Here is a 22,560-nt window from a genome sequence, read left to right as displayed (position 1 = left end):
GTCCCGCCGACCGAGGGAGCTGCCCGTGACCCGTTACACCCTGCCCGTGCCGGTCGAGCGTCCGACCGCGCCGCCCCGCACCGTCTACACGGTGGCCAGCGGCGACCTGCGGCTGAGCGCGAACGTCACCTGCTGGCCGGTACAGCGGCAGCTCGAAGCGGACCTGGTCGCCGCCGTCGCCGCGCTGGGCTGGCACGTGCGGCGCGGTCACGACGTCGACCCGGCCACCGGTCACGGCTTCATCGACAGCCAGCGCGCCGGGATCGAGGTCTTCCGGGGAATCCCGGCCGACGTACCGCTGATCGTGGTCGAGGCGGTCTGGCAGTACAGCCACCACGTCCTGGCCGGGCTGCGCGCCCATCGCGGGCCGATCCTGCTGGTGGCGAACTGGAGCGGGCAGCACCCGGGCCTGGTGGGCCTGCTCAACCTCGCCGGCAGCCTCACCAAGGCGGGGGTGCGGTACTCGGCGCTGTGGAGCGAGGACTTCACCGACGAGTGGGCACGCGACGGACTGAAGCGGTGGCTGGAGACCGGCGAGGTGGTGCACGACGAGAGCCACGTACGCCCGCTGCCCGCCCTGCGGCCGGACCCGGAGGTCGAACTCGGCGTGGCGCTGGCCCGGCAGCTCGTCGCCGAGCGGGCCGTCATCGGCGTCTTCGACGAGGGCTGCATGGGCATGTACAACGCGATCATCGACGACGAGCTGCTCAACCCGATCGGCGTCTTCAAGGAACGCCTCTCGCAGAGCGCGCTGGTGGCGGAGATGGCGCGGGTGCCCGACGCGGAGGCGGAGGCGGTGCTGGCCTGGCTGGAGACCGCCGGGATGACGTTCCACACCGGCGCCGACGAGGCCACCGAACTGACCCGGGCGCAACTGCTGAGCCAGTGCCGGATGTACGTGGCCGCGCTGCGCATCGCCGACGACTTCGGCCTGGACGCGGTCGGGATCCAGTACCAGCAGGGACTCAAGGACACCGTCCCGGCCAGTGACCTGGCCGAGGGGCTGCTGAACAACGTGGCACGTCCGCCGGTGACCAGCCGGGACGGCTCCCGGGAGCTGTACCCGGGCGCGGCGCTGCCGCACTTCAACGAGGTCGACGAGGGCGTCGCGGTGGACTCGCTGATCACCAACCGGATCTGGACCGCAATGGGCCTGGACCCGGCGACCACGCTGCACGACATCCGCTGGGGACAGCGGTACGGCGAGCACTTCGTCTGGGTCTTCGAGATCTCCGGATCGGTGCCCGCGTCGCACAACGGCGGCTACCACAGGTCCTACAGCATGCGTCAGCCGCCGATGTACTTCCCGCTCGGCGGTGGCACCCTCAGCGGCGTGTCGAAGCCGGGGGAGATCGTCTGGTCGCGGGTGTTCCTGATGGACGGCGGCCTGCACGTGGACCTCGGGCGCGGCACCGTGGTGGAGCTGCCCGAGGCGGAGACCCGGCGGCGGCTGGACGCCACCACGCCGCAGTGGCCGATCATGCACGCCGTGCTGCACGGCGTGGGCCGCGACCAGTTGATGGCCCGGCACAAGGCCAACCACGTGAACGTCGTCTACGCCCCGGACGCGGACACCGCGGACCGCGCGCTACGGGTCAAGGCCGCGTTCTTCGCCGAGCTGGGCGTACGCGTGCACCTGTGCGGGGAGGTCACGATCTGAGCGACCCGGCGGCCGCGCCGCGCGGCCGGGGCCGGTCGGCGGCCCGGGCGGAGCTCTCGCGTACCCGCAGCTCGGTGCGGAGCACCACGGTCGAGGGCGCCTTGGCCGGTTCGGCGATCCGCTCGACGAGCAGCGTGGCCGCGGTCCGCCCGAGGTCGTACGTGGGCTGCGCGACGGTGCTCAGCGAGGGCCGGACCAGATGTGCCCAGGGGATGTCGTCGAATCCGACGATGCCGAACCGGTCGGGCACGCCGATGCCGTTGTCGACGAGGCACTCGACAGCGCCGACCGTCATCAGGTTGTTCGCCGCGAACACCGCGTCCGGCGGTTCGCCGGCCGCCAGCAGCGACGCCATCGCCCGATAGCCGCCCTCCTCGCGGAAGTCCGCGTACCGGATCAGGTCCTCGGGTGCGGGACGACCGGTTGCCTTCAGCGCCCGCTGGTAGCCGCGCAACCGCTGCACCGCGGTGGAGATCCGGCGCGGGCCGGTGATACAGGCGATCCGTCGGTAACCGGCCTCCACCAGGTGCGCGGTCGCCTGCTCGGCGCCGTGGGTGTTGTCCACGAGCACGGTGTCCACCGCGACGCCGCGCGGTTGCCTGTCGATCGCCACGACAGGGATGCCTGCCTGCACCAGCCGGTTGATCAGCGCGGGTCGTCCGGAGGAGGAGATGATCACGCCGGCCATGCGTTCGGCCAGGGCCGCCGCGACGTAGCGCGCCTCCTTCTCCGGGTCCTCGTCGCCGTTGCACAGCACGACCGAGAAGCCTGCCTCCTGCGCGACGTCCTCAACGCCACGGACCATCGAGGTGAAGAACGGGTTGCCGATGTCGGAGATGATGACCGCCCAGAGGCTGGTCCGGCTCCGGCGCAGGCTGCGGGCGACAGCGTTCGGGCGGTAGTCGAGGTCCTGCGCGGCCTGCCGTACCCGGGCGGCCATCTCCGGGTCGACCGAGGACCGTCCGTTGAGGACGCGGGAGACGGTGGCGGGCGACACCCCAGCGCGACGCGCCACGTCGTAGATGGTCGTCATCACCGCTCCCGTCGTCGGTTGCCGGGTCTGGTCCGGCCGGCCCATGGCGGTCTGCCCGTCGGATCGTGACCCACCGGAGGGAGACCGCCACCGCGGGAGATCGCCCGGAATCCTATACCGGTCAAGCAATCGATTTCCGGCCGGGTCGCCACTCCTCTTGACATCGACATAAGTGACTACGACACTCGTCAGCAATCGATTTCTCACGGCCGTGCCGCCTGGCCATCCCGGTCGGCGGGCCATCTCCGGTTCCTTCCTCCGACACCCCCGAGGAGCACGGTGAGACGAACCCTGCCGACGATGCTCGTCGCGCTCTGCACGGCCGTGGCGGCCGTCGTAGCCGGCGCGCCCGCAGCCGCCGAACCGATGGACACGCTTGCCTGCCCGTCGATCCCGGCCACCCACGACCCCGCCGTCACCGTGATCGTCCTCCGGGTGGCCCGGTCGTACAACGTCAACGACAAGGTCATGCTCTCCACCTTCGAGGCGGGGTGGGTCGAGTCCCGCATGAACAACCTGCCCTGCGGCGACAAGTCCAGCCTCGGCGTGTTCCAGCAGCGCTGGGACTACGGGTGGGGCACCCCGGAGCAGATCATGGACCCGGTCTACGCCACCCAGCAGTACGTCACGCGCGCGATCACCTGCGACCGCAACAACCCCGGCTACACCGCCGGGCAGGTCGCCCAGTGCGTCCAGCGGTCGGGCTTCCCGGACCGGTACGACCAGGCGGCCGGGACGGCGCGGACACTGCTCAACCAGGCGGCACGTACCCACGGCATGGCCGGCGGCTCGTCGACCGACGTCAACGGCGACGGCCGCGACGACGTCCTCACCTTCACCCAGAACGCCTCCGCGGACGTCTACGCGAGCACCTCCACCGGCACCGGCTTCGCGGGCACCTCGGTGAAGTGGAACGACTTCTTCTCCATCGGCGGGGAGACCGCGTCGACCGGTGACGTCAACGGTGACGGGCGCGACGACATCGTCACGTTCGCGCACGGCAACACCGGCGACGTGTACGTGGCGTTGTCGAACGGTTCGGCGTTCACGTCGCCGGGCAAGTGGCACGAGTGGTTCGCCCCGGGCGCGGAGATCGCCGCCGTGGGCGACGTCACCGGCGACGGCCGGGACGACATCGTGGCCTTCACGCACAACGAGACGGCTGACGTCTACGTCGCGGTGTCCACCGGCGCGGGCTTCGCCGGAACAGCGGTGAAGTGGCACGACTTCTTCTCCGTCGCGGGGGAGTTCCCCGCGCTCGGGGACGTCAACGGCGACGGACGCGACGACATCATCACCTTCACCCAGGGCCCCGCGTCAGCCTCCGACGTCATCGTCGCGCTGTCCACCGGCAGCAGCTTCGGAGCGCCGCAGAAGTGGCACGACCTGTTCGCCGTCGGCACCGAACAACCCCGCGTCGGCGACATCAACGGCGACGGGCGCGACGACATCGTGACGTTCACCTGCAACGCGGACGCCGACGTCTACGCCGCCACCTCCACCGGCACCGGTTTCGCCGGCACGACGGTGAAGTGGCACGACTTCTTCTGCCTCACCGGCGAATTCCCCTACCTGGGCGACGCCAACGGCGACGGCAAGGACGACCTCATCGTCTTCACCAAGGGCGCCACGAACGACGTCTACGTGGCCCTTTCCACCGGCACCACGTTCGGTGCCAGCAGCAAATGGCACGACTACTTCGGTCTCACCGGCGAGGTGACGCTGTGACGTCAGGATGGGAGGCCCTCGTGGCCGGAACACGACAGGGAGGGCGGCGCGCTGGTGTCGCCCTGCTGGCCGCGACGATCGTCGGCGCGGTGGCGGTCCAGCCCGCGCCGGCGTCCGCGACGCCGCCGGGACGTACCGCGATGGACGCGGCATTCGTCCGGGCGGCGCAGGAGTACGACGTGCCGCGGGACGTGCTCGTCGCGGTGGGCTACGGCGAGTCCCGCCTGGACGCGCACGGCGGCAAGCCGAGCCAGGCCAATGGCTACGGGGTGATGCATCTGGTCAGCAATCCCACCCAGCGCAGCCTGGAACGGGCCGCGGCGTTGACCGGCGAGCCGGTGGCGCGCCTGAAGGTCGTCACGCCGGTCAACATCCGCGGCGGCGCCGCGGTGCTGCGCGAGCTGGCCGACGCGGAAGGGCTGACCGCGCGTGACCGGGACCGGGTCACCGCCTGGTATCCGGTGGTGGCGAGGTACGGCGGCGCGTCCGACGACGCCACCGCCCGGCTGTACGCGGACGGGATCTACGAACTGGTGCAGCAGGGCATCCCGGGCGCGGTGCCGGTCCGGGCGCACCGGGTCGAGCCGGAGCGGGGCCGCTACGCCATGGTGGCCCCGGCCGGCGCGTCGTCCCGTACGCTCGCCGCAGCCGTGCCGGAGTATCCGGCGGCGCGGTGGGTGGCCGCGAACGGCGCGAACTACGGCGTCGGGCGGTCCAGCCGGATCACCACGGTGATCCTTCATGTCACGCAGGGCTCGTACGCTGGCACGATCAGCTGGTTCCAGAACCCGTCGTCGGGCGTCAGCGCGCACTACGTGGTGAAGTCCAGCAACGGCGAGATCACCCAGATGGTCCGCGAGGGCGACACCGCGTACCACGCCCGGTCCGGCAACGCGTACGGCGTCGGCATCGAGCACGAGGGCTATGTCGACAACCCGGCCTGGTTCACCGATGCGATGTACCGCTCCTCGGCCGCGCTGACCCGGTACCTGTGCGACAAGTACGGCATCCCGAAGAACCGCACCGGCATCAAGGGGCACAACGAGATCCCCGGCAACGACCACACCGATCCGGGGCCGAACTGGAACTGGAACTACTACCTGTCACTGGTGAACCAGGGCGGCGGAGGCTCGGCCGCCCGGTATTTCGGTGGGTCGCCCACCGACTTCACCGGCGACGGCCGTGACGACGTGGTCGCGTTCACCCACGGCCCACTCGCCGACGCCTACGTCGCCACCTCCACCGGCACGTCGTTCGCGGGCACGTCGGTGAAATGGCACGACTGGTTCGCCCTGACCGGAGAAACCCCCCTCACCGGCGACGTCAACGGCGACGGACGCGACGACGCCATCGTCTTCACCCACGGCACCACCGCCGACGTCCACGTCGCCCTGTCCACCGGAACCTCCTTCACCACATCCCAGAAATGGCACGACTGGTTCGCCCCCGGCACCGAAATCCCCGCCATCGGCGACGTCAACGGCGACGGACGCGACGACATCATCACCTTCACCCACGACACCAACGCCGACGTCTACGTCGCCCTGTCCACCGGCACCAGCTTCACCGGCACCGCCGTCAAATGGCACGACTACTTCTCCATCACAGGAGAGTTCCCCGCCATCGGCGACGTCAACGGCGACGGACGCGACGACATCATCACCTTCACCCAAGGCCCCGCCACCGCCTCCGACGTCATCGTCGCCCTCTCCACCGGCACCACCTTCGGCCCACCCCAGAAATGGCACGACCTGTTCGCCGTCGGCACCGAACAACCCCGCGTCGGCGACATCAACGGCGACGGACGCGACGACATCGTCACCTTCACCTGCAACCCCGACGCCGACGTCTACGCCGCCACCTCCACCGGCACCTCATTCACCGGCACCACCATCAAATGGCACGACTTCTTCTGCCTCACCGGCGAATTCCCCTACCTCGGCGACACCAACGGCGACGGCAAAGACGACCTCATCGTCTTCACCAAAAACACCACCAACGACATCTACGTCGCCCTCTCCACCGGCACCACCTTCGCCCCCTCCACCAAATGGCACGACTACTTCGGCCTCACCGACGAAACCACACTCTGATTTCGCAGCCGCCGACGACGCCGGCCCTCGGTCCCAGGGCCGGCGTCGCCCGCCGCTCACTTGACGGCGAGCGCGTTCGGCGGCGACCCGACGCCGCCGGGCAGGTTCAGCGGCTTGCAGGTGAGGAAGAACTCGTAGACGCCGTCGGCGGCGCAGTCGTCGGCGAGGTCGTCGAGTTTCCACAGCTCGCCCAGGGCCATCCCGAGCAGCGCGATGAGCGGCCGGTGCAGCATGCCGCTGTGGTCGACCCCGCGCTCCGGCGGCCGGTCGTCGGCCGTGCGGAAGTCCGACTCCAGCACCGGGTCCGCCTCCACGGCCAGGTTGTCGGCGGCGACGAGCGCGATCTCGTGGTCCCACAGCCAGCGCAGCACCGACTCGCGCTGGGCGAGCCCGGGGGAGCGGTTGCGGGTGTTGAACTCGACCCGTTCCTCGACGGACTTGGCGAGGTAGTTCCCGGCCCATCCGGTACGCAGCAGCAGCATGTCGCCGCCGCGCCAGGACACGCCCTGCGCCCGCGCGACGGCGTCCAGCACCGTCTCGTCCAGCGCGATCGTCTGCTCGCAGTCGTACGGGCGGCCCTCCCGGGCGAAGTGCCGGGGGATGTCGAGCAGCACGCCCCGCCCGGCGATTCCGGCCTCCGCCCAGTGGTGGATGCCGAGCGCGGTCGAGTCCTGGTTGTTGTCGGCGGCGGGCAGGCCGCCGTAGAAGCCGTGGGCGGGGTGCCCGATGTGGCGCAGCGAGTCGAGCTGCGAGGTGGACTGGAGGTAGAACGAGTCGATCCAGTCGTCGCGGTGCAGCGGGTTGTTGGCGAAGACGTGGTGTTCGGTGGGACGTCGGGTGCCGGTCGGGTAGGGCTCGAAGGCGTTGACCGGGTAGTCGAGGTTGAACCGCTCGCCCCGGCGGACCAGGCGGGCGGCGGCGGTCACCCGCTCCGGCGTCAGCCGGTTGATGCTGCCGAGCTGGTCGCCCGGTCCGAAGACGTCCCAGGCGGCGCCGGGCACCGCGGCCGTGGAGAGCTCGTCGTAGGTCGGCACGGTGATTCCTTTCGGGCGGCTCAACGGAAGGTCAGCGGCTCGCCCCGGTAGGGCGCCAGCGCCTCGCGTTCGGCGCCGGTCAGCGGCCGGGGCCGGCGGTCGGCCAGGTCGCAGACCACGAGCGTGGTCTGCGCGAGCAGGTACGTCGACGTGCGGGCCTCGTCGACGAAGCGGAAGCTCAGGTCGAGGCTGCGGGAACCGGTACGGGACAGCCAGACGTCGGCGAGGATCGACTGCCCGTGGTAGGCGAGCTCGCCGGTGAACTCCAGCCGGGCCGCCGCCGTCATGGTGAACGTCGCGGCGCCGAGCACGGCCAGCGCCGGCGGCCGGTCCGGATCGAACGTGCCGGGCAGGTCCGGCAGCCCGAACGTGCGGATCCGCGCCTCCTCGACGTAGCGCAGCCAGGTGACGTTGTTGACGTGGCCGTAGTGGTCGGTGTCGGCCCACCGCAGGTGCAGCGCCGTCGTCAGGGGTGCCACGGCGTGCCTCAGCGCCGGTACCGCACGGCGCGGCCCGCCTCCACGGCGGCCCGGGCCGCCGCGCCGAGCAGGCTGGCGTCGTTGCTCAGCAGGGTGAAGGTGAAGCCGGCGTCGGCCGCCCGCCGGACCGCGTCGGCGTCCGCGCCGCCGGCGTTGCCGATGGGTACGCCGGCGGCGAGGCAGTCCTTGACGGCGGCGGCGACGAGCGCGACGACCCGGGGATCGTCCTCGGTGGTGCCCTCGGACGTGGACAGATCCGCGGCCCCGACGAGCAGCGCGTCGACGCCGGGCACCGCCGCGAGGGCGCCGGCCGACGAGGCGGCCCGGGCGCTCTCGATCTGGACGACGAGCACGACCTCCTCCTGGCCGTAGCGCAGGTACTCGGTGCGGGGCATGGCGCCCCACGCGCCGGCCCGGCTCGTGCTGCCGACGCCGCGGGCGCCGAGCGGCGGGAACCGGACCGCCGCGACCGCGGCCCGCGCCTGCTCCACGGTGTCCACGTGCGGAACCATGACGCCCTCGGCGCCCGCGTCGAGGATCCGCTGCGTGATGCCCGGGTCGAGCGCCGGGATCCGGACGATCGGGGCCAGCCCGAGGTGGTTGGCGGTGCCGATCAGCTGATAGGCGGTCTGGAGGTCGATCGGGGCGTGTTCCAGGTCGACGACGACGAAGTCGAATCCGGCGAGCGCGAGCAGTTCCACGCTCTCCATCACCGGCAGTTTCACCCACGTGCCCAGCGCCGGGGCGTCCGGGCGGGCGAGCGCGGCCCGGAACCGGCTGCGCCTCGGGGCGGCCACGTCGGCGCTCATGCCGGCGTCGGGTAGTCGTCGGCGTTGCGTACCCACCCGGTCTTGGCGGAGAAGTCCGCGCGCGGCGGCGCGAACATGTCGATCAGCTGCTGGTGGTCGCCGACGCCCTGGGTGGTGTGCACCGTCGGCGGCGGGATGACGCAGAGCGAGGGCACGCCGAGGCGGCCGTGGTCGTCCGGGCGCCATCGGGTGGAGTCGGGCCCCCAGGGGTAGCGGATGTGGTGGACGAACTCGCCCTTGACGCCGAACGAGAGTTGCTCGAAGTCGTCGTGCGAATGAGGGGAGAGGTGGACCGGGTCCCGCGGCGTGGGTTCCTCGGCCAGAAAATTGATCATCATGTTGGTGGTGCGGAAGATGCGCCCGAACCGGCCCGGCTCGATCGGGTGCTCGGCGAGCGGGTACACCCGCAGCCGGAACCCGTCCACCGGGTCGGGCCAGGCGACGAGCGGCGCGCACCGGGGGTCGGGCTCGCGGTAGGCGGCCGCGTTGGCGGCCGCCCGGGCCAGGTCCGGGGCGAGGGTCGAGAACACCCGGATCACCGGGCCGTCGGCGAGCGCCTCGACCACGCTGTCGCCGGGCGGCACCACCACGAACGCCTCCTGCGTCACCTCGGCGGAGCCGCCGTCGGCGCTCACCCGCACCGGGGCGCTGCCGGAGTACATCAGCACCGCGTACTCGTCCGGCTGCGCGGAACGGGCGAAGCGGTCGCCGGCCACCGCCTCGGTCCAGGAGAGCACGAGGTGCTGGCCGCGTACGAGCCACGTCCGGCTGCCCGGCTCGCTGACCGCTGTCGGCGGCATGTCGTACAGCGCGAGGTACTGGGCCGGCCGGACGGGCGTGGAGGGGTCGACCGACCGCGACGGGGCCGCCGCCGCCAGTTGCGACCGGATGTCGTCCTTGGCATACATGGTCATGTCATCAGTCCCTGCGATGTGTCGGTGGCGTCAACGGCTGATGTTGCGGCCGCCCTTGAGACCGAGGATCGCCCGGGCCTCGTCGGGCGTCGCGATCGTGCGGCCCAGGTCCTCGACGACCGACCGGACCTTGTGGACCTGCTGCGCGTTGCTGGTGGCGAGGTCGCCCTTGCCGATGTAGAGGTTGTCCTCCAGACCCACCCGGACGTGCCCGCCCAGCCACGCGCTGTGGGTGCAGAACTGCATCTGATGCCGGCCCGCGGCGAACGCGGAGAAGTGGTACTCGGTGCCGAACAGCTTGTCGGCGATGGCGATCATGTGGGTCAGGTTGGCGTGGTCGGCGCCGATGCCGCCGAGGATGCCGAAGACGCCCTGGATGAACAGGGGCGGCCGGGCGAGACCGCGATCCACGAAGTGGGCCAGGGTGTAGAGGTGCCCGATGTCGTAGCACTCGTACTCGAACCGGGTGCCGCCCTTGTCGCCGATCTCGCGCAGCGTGTACTCGATCTGGGCGAACGTGTTGATGAAGGGCTGCCGGTAGGTGTTCTCGACGTAGGGCTTCTCCCAGTCGTGCTTCCACCGGCTGACCCGCTCCGCGATGCCGGAGTAGACGAAGTTCATCGATCCCATGTTCAGCGAGGCGAGTTCGGGGCTGAACCGGGCCGCGGCGGCGAGCCGTTCCTCGATCGTCATCGACGAGGCGCCCCCGGTGGTGATGTTGACGACCGCGTCGCACTGCTCGACGATCGGCGGGATGATCTCCTCGAACGTGGCCGGTTCGAACGCGGGTCGCCCGTCCGGATGCCGCGCGTGCAGGTGGATGATCGCGGCGCCCGCCTGAGCCGCCTCCAGCGACGACCGCACCACCTGCTCGGGGGAGAGCGGAAGGTGGTCGCTCTGCGAGGGCACGTGCACGGACCCGGTGACCGCCGCGCTGATGATGACCCTGTCCGCCCTGATCACGACGGGCTGTCCTCCAGGCCGAGCAGGTAGGCCGGGTTCCCGGCGATCATCCGCCGGACGTCCTTCTCGGACACCCCGTGGTCGAGCAGGCACTGCACGATGTAGATGTAGCCGTCGACCGGCAGCGGGTTGCCCTGCTGGCCCAGGTCCGAGCCGATGGTGGTGCGCTCGGGCCCGACGCGCTCGATCCAGCCCACGAGCTGCTCGATCGGCCAGCCCGGCTTCGGGACGCCGGGGTGGTACATCGCGATCTCGTGCTCGACGTACGCCCCCATCCGCAGCAGTTCCTCGATGTCGCCGTCCGAGGCGCCCACGATGAAGTCGGGGTGCTGCACGAGAAGCCGGCGTACGCCCTTGGCCACGGCGACGGTGAACAGCGCCTTCATCGACTCGGCGTCGAGGTGGCCGCCGGTCAGCAGCGCGTCGGCGTCCGCGACGACCTCGACGACCTGCTCGGTCTGCGCGGAGACGGACCCGCTGTCGTCGAACACCGAGACCTCGCTCTCCAGCAGGTCCAGGCCCGAGGTCGGGAATCCGTGCTCGTGGCTGTGGTGCTCGATGTGCTGGCGCGCGGACACGGTGGGCGCCCACACGCACCGGCCGCCCATCCGCAGGCTCATCGCGACGGCCGAGGGGTTGATGCCGCCGACCTCGGAGTTCAGCGCGACGCCTCCGTAGACGGGTGTCGGCGCCTCCTTCAGCCAGGGCCCCATGGCCAGCAGGTCCATGACGGTGTTGTGGTGGTGCGACTTCACCAGCAGCGCCCGCATGCCGACGCGTGCGGCGTCGTACGACGCCTCCACGTGGTTGATCCGCCGCGGGAAGGGGCTCGGGCCGGAGTGGCAGTGCAGGTCAACCGTGCCGTCCAGGACCTTCAACAGCCCTGGCGGGACCGGCTGGCCATCCTTCGAGACGCCCATCGACTCCTCCTGTTCGTCCCATGAACTTGTCGTTCAGCATACGGACGAGCGCAGCTCGTGTCCATGGGCGGTCGAACGGCGTAATGGCTGCGCCAGGCCCGCGAAAGGACCATTGTGTTGCGTGCGGGTTACCGGTTATCGTCCGCATACCGAAAGCGGTAGCTCGCAAAACGAACGCCCAGTCTCGGTCAACCATCGGTCGTGCCGGATCCGCCCAGCGCTCGCGCCTCGTCGGCGTGCCCGTCGAGGCGTCGAGCGGAAGAGCCCTCGTTCGCATCGTGCATGACTCTGCTCGCATGTGAACTTTTGCTTGCCCTGGACCGGGTCCCGGAAGGACGCGTCCGGCAAGGAGGTGACGATGAGCGCCGATCCCGACGACCAGCGAGCCGGCCCCGGACCGGCGACGGTGGACACGGACCGCACCATGATCCAGTCCATCGACCGGGCCGCGAACGTCCTCGCGCTGCTCGACGAGCACACCCGGAGTCTCGCCCCGGGCCTGGTGGCCGAGCGTCTCGGCCTCAACCGGACGACCGCGCACCGTTACCTCCAGTCCCTGCAACGGGCCGGCTTCCTGAGCGCCTCGTTCGGCCCCGGCCCGCTGCTGGACCAGCTCTTCGCTCTCGTCTCGGTCCGCCAGCAACTCCTCACCCTGGCGCCGGCGGTCATGCGGCAGCTCTCGGACACGACCGGCCTCACCACAGTGCTGAGCTTCCTCGGACGCTCCGGCGCGGTGGTGACGCTCGTCGAGGAGCCGCACCAGGGCACCATCGTGCTGACCGCCCGGGTCGGGACGGTGCTGGAGCTCAAGGCCGCGCAGACCCGCGTCCTGCTCGCCTTCCAGGCCGATCCGGCCGCCGTGACGCGGGCCCACGCGAGCCTGACCCCGGCCGAGGCGGCAGTGGAGCGCCAGGCGCTGGCCCGGGTACGGCGGCACCGGATCGCCTGGGCGGACCTGGACCGGGCCGGCCTGGCCTCGGTGGCGGTGCCGATCTTCGCCACCTACGACGTGCAGGCCGCGATGGGCCTGCTCGGCACGACCGAGATGCTCAACCCCGCGGACCGGCCCTCGGCGCGCGTCGCCGCGCTGGAACAGGCGGCCGAGACCCTGGGCTCCATGATCGCGACCAGCCATGCATGACAGGCGAGCCCGGGACGCCGGGCGGAAGGCGGAAACAGAAATGCCAGGTCTCCTACGGCGGCTCCGGCCGCGTCCGCAGTGGTTGCTCCTCGTGCCGGCGCTCACCCTGCTCGCCTGGATCCTGCTCGTGCCGCTCGGCAACAGCTTCCTGCGCAGCGTCGGCAACGGCGACTGGACCCTGCGGCACTACGAGTCGCTCTTCACCGACGGCGTGACGATGCGGGTGCTCGTCCGCACCGCGATGACGGCGGCCGCGGTCACCGTCATCGCCTTCCTGCTCGGCTATCCGTACGCCTACCTGATGACCCGCGTCGGGCCACGCATGCGGGGCGTCCTGCTGGTCATCGTGCTGATCCCGTTCTGGACCTCGGTCATGGCCCGCAACTACGCCTGGATCGTCATCCTGCAACGCAACGGACCGGTGCACTCCTTCTTCGAACTGTTCGGTCTGGACGTCGTGCTGTACGGGACGGTGGCCGGCGTGACAGTCGCGATGAGCCAGGTGCTGCTCCCGTTCATGGTGCTGCCGTTGTTCAGCGCGCTGTCCGGCATCGACCGGCGGCTCCTGCTGGCCGCGCGCGGTCTCGGCTCCCACCCGCTTGTCGCGTTCTGGAAGATCTACTGGCCGCTGTCACGCGCCGGCGTGGTCGCGGGACTGATCCTCGTGTTCACCCTGAGCCTCGGCTTCTATGTCACGCCGGCCCTGCTCGGGTCGCCGCAGCAGTCCCTCGTCGCGCAGCTGCTCGGCCAGCGCACCACCCTGCTGCTCGACTTCTCGGGCGCCGGCGCGCTGGGGATGCTCGTGCTCGTCGTCACCCTCGTGCTCGTCGCCTGGGCGAACCGCCTCGGCGGCACCATCTCGGCGATCGGCGTCGTCACCGCCGCCAGGACGAAGGACCAGCCATGACCGCGACGAAGACCGACCTTCCTCCGCGTACGCCCCGGCGACCCGCACCGGCCCGCAAGCGTCGCCGCGCCACCACAGTCGACCCGATCCCCTGGTGGCTCAAGCTCGTCGGCGCCCTGGTGGCGCTCTACTTCATCCTGCCGACGCTGTTCGTCATCCCGATGAGCTTCAGCACGGCGTCGACGTTCCAGTTCCCGCCCACCGGCTTCTCGCTCCAGCTGTACGAGAACTTCTTCACCGATCCGACCTGGCTCGCGTCGCTGCGTACCTCGGTGCTGGTCGGCGTGCTCGCCGCGGCGCTCGCCACTGTGGTCGGCACCGCCGCCGCCATCGGCCTGCACAGCCTGACCGGGCGGCTCGCGCGGCTCGCTCGGACGCTGCTGATGGTCTCGATCGTCACGCCGTCGATCGTGATCGCGGTCGCGGTCTACATCTCGTTCCTCAAGTGGCAGCTCGTCGGCACGCTGAGCGGCTACGTGTTCGCCCACGCCGCGATCGGCGTGCCGTTCGTGCTGGTGTCGGTGACGAGCGCGCTCAGCGGCTTCGACCCGAAGCTGCTGCGGGCGTCGGCGTCGCTGGGCGCGACGCCGATGCGGACCTTCCTGTTCGTGACCATGCCGCTGATCAGCCGGGGGATCGTCACCGGCGCCATCTTCGCGTTCGTGACCTCGTTCGACGAGGTGGTGATCGCGCTGTTCCTCCGCGCTCCGACGTTCCAGACGTTGCCGGTGCAGATGTACAACAGCGTCACCGTCGAGATCGACCCCACCATCGCCGCGTCGTCCAGCCTGGTCGTCGTCGCGGTCACCGCCATCTGCCTCGTGCTGTTCGTGGGCAACCGAAAGAGCCGATAGGAGCATCATGTCCGCATCCACGTTCCGTACGGCCGCGCCCGCGCCGACGTCCACGGCAGCCGGGACCCAGATCCGGCTCAGCAACGTGACGAAGGACTTCGGACTGAGCCACCCGGCCGTCGACGACGTCTCTCTGACCATCGAGCCGGGCGAGTTCATGACCCTGCTCGGGCCGAGCGGTTCGGGCAAGACCACCACGCTCAACCTCATCGCCGGGTTCGAGACGCTCACCACCGGCGCCATCTCGTTCGACGGCGTGGACGTGAGCCGGCTGCCGCCGCACCGGCGCAACCTCGGCATGCTCTTCCAGAACTACGCGCTCTTCCCGCACATGACGGTCGCCCAGAACGTCGCGTACCCGTTGCGGGAGCGCCGCATGTCCAAGCCGGACATCACGCGCAAGGTCGCGGAGGTGCTCGAACTCGTCCAGCTGACCGGCCGCGACGGGCACTACCCGGCGCAGCTGTCCGGGGGGCAGCAGCAGCGGGTCGCGTTGGCCCGGGCCATCGTGTTCGGCCCGACCGCGCTGCTGCTGGACGAGCCGCTCGGTGCACTGGACCGCAACCTGCGCGCCACGCTGCAACTGGAGATCCGCCGCATCCACCGGGAGGTCGGCTCGACGTTCGTCTTCGTCACCCACGACCAGGAGGAGGCGATGAACCTGTCCGACCGGATCGCGCTCTTCAACGACGGGCGGATCGAGCAGCTGGGCCACCCCGAGGCGCTCTACCAGTCTCCCGAGACGCTCTTCACCGCGCGGTTCCTCGGCGACTCGACAGTCTTCGCGCTGTCGCAGGCGACCGGTACGACGGCCGTCTGGGAGGGCGAGGTGTGGTCGGTCGACAGCCGTACCGTGTCGGGCCTGGTGCGCGAGGGCCACCCGGCCGCCCTGGTGGTGCGGCCGGAGGACGTCCGGATCGCGGCCGGCCGGGACGCGGTCCCGCCGGACGCGAACTGCGCGGCGGCAGTGGTCCGCGACATCGAGTACATGGGGGCCTACCGGACCGCCATGCTGGCGCTCGGCGGCGCCGGCGACGTGATGGGCCGCGCCCGGCTGGATGCGCTGGAGAGCGACCTGCGGATCGGCCAGCCCGTGGTCGCCTGGTGGCGAGTGGAGCGGCAGCGCATCGTCGCAGGGTAACTACGTTCACCATCCGCACATTCGACCGCACGCTTTGGTAACGAACTCGTTCCACGCTCTTGTTGGGCACGTTACGCCCTCGCTACTGTTCACTATACGAAGCACCAATCCATATTCCGAACAGTACGCCCGCGTTGGCGGGCCATAGCCGAAGGAAGTGACATGGTGTTGAGAACATCCCGCGTTCTCGCGGTCCTCGTGGCGACCGCCGTCGTATCGATGACCGCCGCCTGCGGCGGAGACGAGCCGGCCGCCGCGGTGGACCCCGAGGGGGACGTCAAGCTCACGTTCGTCGCCTACGGCGGCGTCGGCCAGGATGCGATGATCAAGTACTACCAGGAGCCGTACACCAAGGCGCACCCGAACGTCACCTTCACCAACACCTCGCCGCCCGACGTGGCGCAGGTGAAGGCCCAGGTCGAGAGCGGGGCGGTGCTCTGGGACGTGGTGGCGACCGCGCCGGCGGCGGCCACCCAGAACTGCGGGACGCTCTTCGAGCCGCTCGACTTCTCCGGCGTCGACAAGAGCAACCTGGCGGAAGGCGCGATCGGCAAGTGCTACATCGGCAACTTCATCAACGCTTCGCCCTTCGCCTACCGCACCGACGCGTTCCCGGACCCGAGCAAGGCGCCCAAGAGCATCAAGGACTTCTTCGACGTCCAGAACTTCCCCGGCCAGCGCGGGATCCTGACCAACCTGCAGAACGGCATCCTTGAATACCCGCTGCTCGCCGACGGTGTGGAGCCGGATGCGCTCTACCCGCTCGACGTCGACCGCTCACTGAAGAAGCTCAACACGATCCGCAAGGTGACCACGTTCGCCCCGAACGTCGGCGCGCTCCAGCAGGCGGTCGGCGCCAAGCAGGTCGACATGTTCCTGCTCGCCGACGCGCGGCTCGTGCCGTTGATGGACGAGGGCGCGGACATCACTGTGGTGTGGGACGTGACAGTGGCGTCCATCAACTGCTTCGCCGTACCGAAGGGGTCGCCGAAGAAGGTGGCCGCGGAGCGGTTCCTGGCCACTGTGGTCAGCCCGGAGGCGGTGGCCGGCATCTCCGAGGCGCTCGGCACCGCGCCGGTGAACCTGGCCGCCAAGCCGAACCTGTCGGAGAACGCGAAGAAGGTCGAAGTCTACGGCGACGCCAACACCGGCAAGACCGTGCTGCAGGACGTCCAGTGGTACGCCGACAACTTCAACGAGGTCACCGCCAAACTCACCAACTGGCTCGCCGGCTGAGGTCACCCCGGTAGCGACTCGTCCGTCATGTGAACTACGCTTCGGGGGTGGCGAACTTTGATCCGAACGAAGCCTCGAACTCGGACATCCGGGCGGTTGCGCGCGTGGGCCAGATCTGCGCGCTCTTCGGTCCCCGGGTCGTCGAGCTCACGGCCGCGGACGTCGCCGAACGGACGGGTCTGAACCGCACCACCGCCTATCGCTACTGCGCGTCGATGACTGCCGCCGGCATTCTCGAACGGGGGACGCGCCGCGGGACGTTCGCCCTCGGCGGACTGATGCTGGAACTGGGAATTCGGGCGCTGGGGCGCCAGCGGATCGTCGAGATCGCCGGGCCCCACCTGCGGAAGCTGAGCACCGATGCGCGGATGACGGCGGTGCTCAGCGTCCGCGGCGCCCAGGGGCCGGTGGTGACCCTGGTCGAGGAGGACACCAGCCGCCAGGTCGTGGTCACCGTGCATCCCGGCACCAAGCTCGACGCGACCGCCGCGCAGACGCACGTGTTCCTCGCGTACGCCGACGCGGCCGCGATGGACCTGCTGGCAGCCGGCATGTCCCCGGCCGAGCGCGCCCGGCTGGACTCCGAGGTCTACGCCGCGCGCCGGCAGGGGTACAGCGTGGCCCGGCACAGCGGCGGCCTGTTCGCGGTGGCCGCCCCGGTCTTCGACGAGAAGGGGCTCTGCGCCACTGTCGCCATCCTCGGCGCCGGTGACATCGCCGAGCTGACCAACGCCATCGAGCTGCTGGTGGCCACCGCCACGACCCTGACCAGCGAACTCGGCGCTCCCGCCGACGGCGCCCCGCCCGCCGGCGAGTAGCGACCCGGGGCCGTCCGCGGCCCGCTCACTCGGCGCTCCCCGGCCGCTCCCAACTCTTTGATCACCGGCAGCACGGCGCGCTCCCACCCGCCGAGGCGCGCGGACGCACGCGGACGCGCGCGGTGATCATGAGGTTGGCCGGGAGAAAAAGGGCGAAAATCGCGGTCAACTTCATGATCGACGGGGCCTGGCCGACGCCCGGCCCCGGCGGAAGTTCGTATGCCGGAATGGTTCTTGCGGCTGGTGAACACGTCGCGTACGTTCACCGCATCGCCCTCCGGCCGGACCTGGCGATGCCAGAGCTCTCCCTCCACCCGTCCGCGCGGGATTCCGCGCGGCATCAACGGATAGGGATGTGACGATGAAACCTCTGACAACAAGACGGCTGACGGCGGCGGCGACCGGGCTCCTGCTGGTGGTCGGCGTGAACATCGCGGTACGGGCGCCGCACGCGGCGGCGAGCGGAACCGCCCCGGTGAGCATCGACTCGCTGGCCCGGGACGTCGAGCGGGTCGAGTCGCTGCGCGAGGTCAAGGACGTGCAGCGCTCGTACGCCCACCTGGCCCAGTTCGGACGCTGGGCGGACATGGCGAAGCTGTTCAGCGCGAACGGCACGTTGCAGTGGGGCAGTCAGGTGGTGAGCGGGCACCACGCCATCAAGGGGTGGCTCGCGGCGGAGGCCGGGGACATGAACGGCGCGCGACCGGGCGCGCTGCACACCACCGTGATCGACCAGCCGCTGGTGAACCTGTCGGCCGACGGCCGCACCGCGAAGGGCCGCTGGTCGGGTCTCCGGTTCCTGGGCGACGGGGCCGGCGCTGCGCGCATCGACGGCGGCATCTACCAGAACGAGTACGTGCTGGAGAACGGCGAGTGGAAGATCTCGCTGCTGCGCTACTACCCGCTCTACGAGGGGGACTACGCCACCGGCTTCCGGACGATCAACCGCCAGCCGGTGCCGGTCGTGCCGTACCACTTCACGCCCGACGTCGCCGGCGTGCCGATCCCCGCGGCGACCGGGCCCGCGCCGAAGACCCGGTTCAACGCGAAGGAGCTGGCCGACCGCATCACCGCCCTCAACGACGAGGACTCGGTGCGCAACCTGCAGCACGCGTACGGCTACTACGTCGACCGCCGCATGTGGAGCGACGTGGTCGACCTGTTCACCAACGGCGCGAAGGTCACCATCGACGGCGTGGGCGTGTTCCGCAACGCCGCCGGTGTCCGCCAGGCGATGGAGCGGATGGGGCCGGAGGGCCTGACGCAGGGCGTCCTCAACGACCGGCCGTTGTTCGACACGATCGTCGATGTTGAGGACAACGGCAAGAAGGCGACCGCCCGGGGCATCGAGGTCGGCATGCTCAACGACTCCGGTGGCGCGTCGTGGGAGTTCTCCGTCTTCACGAACCACTTCGTGAAGCAGGGCGGGCTGTGGAAGCTCAAGGAGATGCACCTGACGCCGCTGGTCACCGCGCCGTACAACACCGGCTGGGGCGACGGCGGCACCGGTCCGGTCGCGTCTGCCAAGCCGCCGAAGTTCCTCGACGTGGCCGGTCGTACCCCGGCGCCGAAGCCCGGCAAGGCGGCCGGCGCGCCGAAGGGCCCGAAGGCGGACCTGGCCGACCTGCAGCGGAGGCTGAACCGCTCGGTCGCGTTCGACGGGGCGGAGAACGTCTCGGCCGCGTACAGCTATTACATCGACGACAGCAGGTGGCCGGAGATGGCGGCCGTGCACGCGGTGAACGGCCACAAGCTGTCGCCGTTCGCGGGCTGGAACGTGACGCGCGAACGGATCCTCGGCTCGGTCGTCTCGACGTACGGCAACACGCCGCCGCCGACGCAGAAGTCCTTCCTGGTGCTGCACTGGCGCCCGCAGCCGGTGATCGACGTGTCGCACGACGGCCGCTCGGCGTCGGTACGGGCCCGGCTCATGCACGTCAACGCCTCGACCGCCAACGCGGGGTACATCAACGGCGCGATGTACAACGACCAGTTCGTGCTGGAGGACGGCATCTGGCGGATCTGGAGCCTGGACATCGACGAGTTCTACTGGCAGTCGGCCAACTGGGCGCGGGGTTGGGGTGACGCGGTCCCGCGTGATCCGAGCCTGCCGGACCCGCCGCCGAGCAACCTGGTGAACACCTACCCGCCGGACGTGCTGCACAGCGCGCTGGGCGAACGGTCGCGCGGCTTCCGTGGCGGCAGTCCCGGATACATCCAGTGGCCCGACATCGTGCCGATGTGGTTCCACTACCGCAACCCGGTGAGCGGGCGGGTGCCGCCGCACTTCTGGTACGACTGCGCGCCCTGCGAGGTGCGGCCGGAGTGGAGCATGACGCGGCACGGCTACCAGCTGCCGCCGACCGGGCCGCAGATCGACGGGCTGGAGGTGGGTTGATCCGTCCCTGACGGCGGACCGGCCGTCGCGACCGTCCCGAGGCGCCTCTTCCCGCATCCCGCGGGGAGGGGCGCCTCCGCGTACCTGCCGCACTCGGGCGTCCTCCAGTCGATGGCGAGATGGTGCGGGTTGGGCAAAGTTCATCTGACGTAACTGCCCTTGCGTCCTGCGAACATGTCCCGTACGTTTCCGGCAACTGCCTCCGGTCGTGACCTCCGCGGCCGCCCGCCGACCCACGGGGAATCCGCATACGACAGCAACGGATAGGGATGGGAAGATGAGACGTCTGACAAGACGGCTGACCGCGACAGCCTCCGCGCTGCTGCTGGTCGCCGCCGGAATGGTCGCCCTCCAGGCGCCCCCGGCCGCGGCGACCACGCCGACGATCACCCTCGACACCCTGGCCCGGGACCTCGTTCGCGTCGAGTCGCTGCGCGAGGTCAAGGACGTGCAGCGCACGTACGCGCACCTGGCGCAGTACGGCAGATGGTCGGACATGGCGGCGCTGTTCAGCACCGACGCCACGTTCCGCTGGGGCGACGAGATGGTCACCGGCCGGCCCGCGATCCGCGACTGGCTGGAGGCCGACGCCGGCGCGATGAACGGCGTCAACCCGGGCTCACTGCACACCGTCATCGTCGACCAGCCCCTGGTGAACCTCTCCGTCGACGGCCTGTCCGCGAAGGCGCGCTGGAACGGCTTCCGCTTCCTCGGTGACGGCGCGGGCGCGGCCCGGATCGAGGGCGGCATCTACGAGAACGAGTACGTGTTCGAGAACGGCCGCTGGCGGATCTCCCTGCTGCACTACTACCCGCAGTACGAGGGCGACTACGCCACCGGCTGGCGCAACAAGGACCTGGCGCTGCTGCCGATCGTCCCGTACCACTTCACCCCGGACGAGGCGGGCGTGCCGATCCCGGAGCCGGTCGGTCCGGCCCCGCGGGCCGGCACGACGGTCAACAAGGTGGCGGCCCGCATCGACAAGCTCAACAGCGAGGACGCGGTCCGCAACCTCCAGCACGCGTACGGCTACTACGTCGACCGCCGGATGTGGTCCGACGTGGTCGACCTGTTCGCCAACGGCGCCACGGTGTCCATCGACAACGTGGGCACGTTCCGGGGCGCCGCCGGTGTCCGCCAGGCGATGGAGCGCATGGGCCCGGAGAACCTCAGCCAGGGCATCCTCAACGAGCGGATCCAGTTCGACACGATCGTCGACGTGCACACCAGCGGCACGCAGGCGACCGCCCGGGGCATCGAGTTCGCCATGGTCGGCGACGCCAACACCCGCGAGGCGTCGTGGGAGATCTCCGTGTTCCACAACCACTTCGTCAAGCAGGGCGGGTTGTGGAAGCTCAAGGACATGAACATCACGCCGCTGGTGATCGCCCCGTACTCCACCGGCTGGGGTGACGGCGGCATCGCGCCGGCGCCGACCCGGGTGCCGGCCTTCCTCGACGTGGAGGCGCGCAGCCAGCAGAACGCCGGTGGCGCGGCGTCGTCGAACCGGAACCTGGCCGACCTCGACCGCCGGCTGGCCCGCTCGCTGGCGTTCGACGGGGCGGAGAACGTCTCGATGGCGTACACCGCCTACCTGGACGACCTCCGGATCTACGACATGGCGCAGATCCACGCCGAGTTCGGCCACAAGCTGTCGCCGTTCGCGGGCTACTTCCAGGGCCCGGACCGGATCCGGCAGGCCGGGGTGACGGTCTACGGGACCAACCCGTCGACGATGCGCGCCAGCATCTCGTATCACTGGCGTCCGCAGCCGGTGATCATCGTGTCGGAGGACGGACGGTCGGCGACGATGCGCGCCCGGCTGCTCCAGCCGCGTACGTCGAGGACCAGTGCCGGCGCCTTCAACGGCGCGATGTACAACGACGAGTTCGTGCTCGAGAACGGCATCTGGCGCATCTGGAGCCTGACCATCGACGAGTTCTACTGGCAGTCGACGAACTGGGCCGGCGGCTGGGCCGCGGCGAACCCGCGTGACCCCAGCCTGCCGGATCCGGCACCCAGCGCGCTGGCGACCAACTATCCGCCGGACGTGCTGCTCAGCAGCATGGGTGAGCGCTCGCGCGGGTTCCGGGGCGGTTCGCCCGGATACATCCAGTGGCCCGGGATCGTGCCGATGTGGTTCCACTACAAGAACCCGGTCAGTGGCCGTGAGCCGCAGTTCTACTGGCCGCAGTGCGCGCCGTGCGAGGTGCGGCCGGACTGGCGGATGTCCGAGCACGGCTGGCAGGAGCCGCCGCTGGGCCCGCAGGTCGACGGGGTGGACCTGGGCTGAGCCGGGCGGCACCGCGCCGTCCGTGGGGGAGCGCCTCTTCCGACTCCGGTCGGGAGGGGCGCTCCGCCGTCCCGACGACTGTGGACACCTGAGGTCGTGATCCGTAATATGAACTTCGGTTGCGCTATCCGAACATCGC

General features: G+C 70.3%; 18 protein-coding genes. 11 read left to right on the top strand and 7 right to left on the bottom strand.

The window, feature by feature from the left end; translation table 11 throughout:
- Window positions 1–25 precede the first annotated feature (25 nt).
- Window positions 26–1,660 (top strand): fucose isomerase, encoded by a 1,635-nt coding sequence (locus ACSDG8_RS07695; protein ID WP_210900594.1) that lies wholly within the window; start codon window positions 26–28, stop codon window positions 1,658–1,660.
- Here the strand turns inward: ACSDG8_RS07695 and ACSDG8_RS07690 are convergent.
- A complete protein-coding gene (locus ACSDG8_RS07690) occupies window positions 1,650–2,693 on the bottom strand; it encodes a LacI family DNA-binding transcriptional regulator (RefSeq protein WP_210900591.1) in 1,044 nt (347 codons plus the stop codon). The genes ACSDG8_RS07695 and ACSDG8_RS07690 overlap by 11 nt on opposite strands.
- A gap of 279 nt (window positions 2,694–2,972) precedes the next feature.
- On the opposite strand from ACSDG8_RS07690, the gene ACSDG8_RS07685 reads away from it, so the two are divergent.
- Window positions 2,973–4,421, top strand: coding sequence for an FG-GAP repeat domain-containing protein (locus ACSDG8_RS07685; protein WP_210900588.1), 1,449 nt, complete (start codon window positions 2,973–2,975; stop codon window positions 4,419–4,421).
- A gap of 20 nt (window positions 4,422–4,441) precedes the next feature.
- Window positions 4,442–6,514: an N-acetylmuramoyl-L-alanine amidase gene (locus ACSDG8_RS07680; protein WP_439427750.1), complete on the top strand. Its 2,073-nt coding sequence runs from the start codon at window positions 4,442–4,444 to the stop codon at window positions 6,512–6,514.
- Window positions 6,515–6,570: 56 nt separating this feature from the next.
- Here the strand turns inward: ACSDG8_RS07680 and ACSDG8_RS07675 are convergent, their stop codons facing one another.
- From ACSDG8_RS07675 to ACSDG8_RS07650, 6 genes are read right to left on the bottom strand one after another with little or no spacing between them, the layout of a single operon-like run.
- Window positions 6,571–7,548, bottom strand: a complete 978-nt coding sequence (locus ACSDG8_RS07675; protein WP_210899372.1) for a cyclase family protein — start codon at window positions 7,546–7,548, stop codon at window positions 6,571–6,573.
- A gap of 20 nt (window positions 7,549–7,568) precedes the next feature.
- Entirely contained in the window at window positions 7,569–8,027 is a 459-nt protein-coding gene (locus tag ACSDG8_RS07670) for an acyl-CoA thioesterase (RefSeq protein WP_210899371.1), read from the bottom strand.
- Between the two features lie 8 nt (window positions 8,028–8,035).
- Window positions 8,036–8,836, bottom strand: a complete 801-nt coding sequence (locus ACSDG8_RS07665; protein ID WP_210899370.1) for an HpcH/HpaI aldolase family protein — start codon at window positions 8,834–8,836, stop codon at window positions 8,036–8,038.
- Complete coding sequence (locus ACSDG8_RS07660) at window positions 8,833–9,750, bottom strand: hypothetical protein (RefSeq protein WP_210899368.1); 918 nt, start codon at window positions 9,748–9,750, stop codon at window positions 8,833–8,835. The genes ACSDG8_RS07665 and ACSDG8_RS07660 overlap by 4 nt, the downstream gene beginning before the upstream one ends.
- Before the next feature lie 30 nt (window positions 9,751–9,780).
- On the bottom strand, window positions 9,781–10,713 hold the full coding sequence (locus tag ACSDG8_RS07655; RefSeq protein WP_210899366.1) for a 3-keto-5-aminohexanoate cleavage protein: 933 nt from the start codon (window positions 10,711–10,713) through the stop codon (window positions 9,781–9,783).
- A complete protein-coding gene (locus ACSDG8_RS07650) occupies window positions 10,710–11,633 on the bottom strand; it encodes a DUF6282 family protein (RefSeq protein WP_210899364.1) in 924 nt (307 codons plus the stop codon). The genes ACSDG8_RS07655 and ACSDG8_RS07650 overlap by 4 nt, the downstream gene beginning before the upstream one ends.
- A 358-nt stretch (window positions 11,634–11,991) precedes the next feature.
- Between ACSDG8_RS07650 and ACSDG8_RS07645 the strand changes: the two genes are divergently transcribed.
- The 8 genes from ACSDG8_RS07645 (at window position 11,992) to ACSDG8_RS07610 (ending at window position 22,421) form a co-directional block, all read left to right on the top strand.
- Window positions 11,992–12,774, top strand: a complete 783-nt coding sequence (locus ACSDG8_RS07645; RefSeq protein WP_210899362.1) for an IclR family transcriptional regulator — start codon at window positions 11,992–11,994, stop codon at window positions 12,772–12,774.
- Window positions 12,775–12,865: 91 nt separating this feature from the next.
- On the top strand, window positions 12,866–13,681 hold the full coding sequence (locus ACSDG8_RS07640) for an ABC transporter permease (protein ID WP_210899360.1): 816 nt from the start codon (window positions 12,866–12,868) through the stop codon (window positions 13,679–13,681).
- Window positions 13,678–14,535 (top strand): ABC transporter permease, encoded by an 858-nt coding sequence (locus tag ACSDG8_RS07635; protein ID WP_210899358.1) that lies wholly within the window; start codon window positions 13,678–13,680, stop codon window positions 14,533–14,535. Before ACSDG8_RS07640 ends, ACSDG8_RS07635 begins: the two co-directional genes overlap by 4 nt.
- Before the next feature lie 7 nt (window positions 14,536–14,542).
- The gene (locus ACSDG8_RS07630) at window positions 14,543–15,676 is read left to right on the top strand and encodes an ABC transporter ATP-binding protein (protein ID WP_210899356.1); all 1,134 of its coding nucleotides are present in this window, start codon (window positions 14,543–14,545) and stop codon (window positions 15,674–15,676) included.
- Between the two features lie 162 nt (window positions 15,677–15,838).
- Window positions 15,839–16,912, top strand: coding sequence for an extracellular solute-binding protein (locus ACSDG8_RS07625; RefSeq protein WP_439427749.1), 1,074 nt, complete (start codon window positions 15,839–15,841; stop codon window positions 16,910–16,912).
- 104 nt (window positions 16,913–17,016) lie between these two features.
- Window positions 17,017–17,730, top strand: a complete 714-nt coding sequence (locus ACSDG8_RS07620; RefSeq protein WP_210899352.1) for an IclR family transcriptional regulator — start codon at window positions 17,017–17,019, stop codon at window positions 17,728–17,730.
- Between the two features lie 361 nt (window positions 17,731–18,091).
- Window positions 18,092–20,128: a nuclear transport factor 2 family protein gene (locus tag ACSDG8_RS07615; protein ID WP_210899350.1), complete on the top strand. Its 2,037-nt coding sequence runs from the start codon at window positions 18,092–18,094 to the stop codon at window positions 20,126–20,128.
- A gap of 277 nt (window positions 20,129–20,405) precedes the next feature.
- Window positions 20,406–22,421: a nuclear transport factor 2 family protein gene (locus ACSDG8_RS07610; protein ID WP_210899348.1), complete on the top strand. Its 2,016-nt coding sequence runs from the start codon at window positions 20,406–20,408 to the stop codon at window positions 22,419–22,421.
- Window positions 22,422–22,560 lie beyond the last annotated feature (139 nt).

The organism is Micromonospora sp. LA-10, assembly GCF_051853095.1.
Lineage (GTDB): Bacteria > Actinomycetota > Actinomycetes > Mycobacteriales > Micromonosporaceae > Micromonospora > Micromonospora echinospora_A.
The sequence above is the reverse complement of the archived record's forward strand: the minus strand, read 5'-3'. Positions and strand labels throughout refer to the sequence as shown.

Excerpts from the sequence above, each read along its gene's own strand:
- ACSDG8_RS07625 (WP_439427749.1), top strand. The coding sequence starts at position 15,839 with ATGGTGTTGAGAACATCCCGCGTTCTCGCGGTCCTCGTGGCGACCGCC.
- ACSDG8_RS07610 (WP_210899348.1), top strand. The coding sequence starts at position 20,406 with ATGAGACGTCTGACAAGACGGCTGACCGCGACAGCCTCCGCGCTGCTG.
- ACSDG8_RS07650 (WP_210899364.1), bottom strand. The coding sequence starts at position 11,633 with ATGGGCGTCTCGAAGGATGGCCAGCCGGTCCCGCCAGGGCTGTTGAAG.
- ACSDG8_RS07665 (WP_210899370.1), bottom strand. The coding sequence starts at position 8,836 with ATGAGCGCCGACGTGGCCGCCCCGAGGCGCAGCCGGTTCCGGGCCGCG.
- ACSDG8_RS07630 (WP_210899356.1), top strand. The coding sequence starts at position 14,543 with ATGTCCGCATCCACGTTCCGTACGGCCGCGCCCGCGCCGACGTCCACG.
- ACSDG8_RS07660 (WP_210899368.1), bottom strand. The coding sequence starts at position 9,750 with ATGACCATGTATGCCAAGGACGACATCCGGTCGCAACTGGCGGCGGCG.
- ACSDG8_RS07635 (WP_210899358.1), top strand. The coding sequence starts at position 13,678 with ATGACCGCGACGAAGACCGACCTTCCTCCGCGTACGCCCCGGCGACCC.
- ACSDG8_RS07645 (WP_210899362.1), top strand. The coding sequence starts at position 11,992 with ATGAGCGCCGATCCCGACGACCAGCGAGCCGGCCCCGGACCGGCGACG.
- ACSDG8_RS07615 (WP_210899350.1), top strand. The coding sequence starts at position 18,092 with ATGAAACCTCTGACAACAAGACGGCTGACGGCGGCGGCGACCGGGCTC.
- ACSDG8_RS07690 (WP_210900591.1), bottom strand. The coding sequence starts at position 2,693 with ATGACGACCATCTACGACGTGGCGCGTCGCGCTGGGGTGTCGCCCGCC.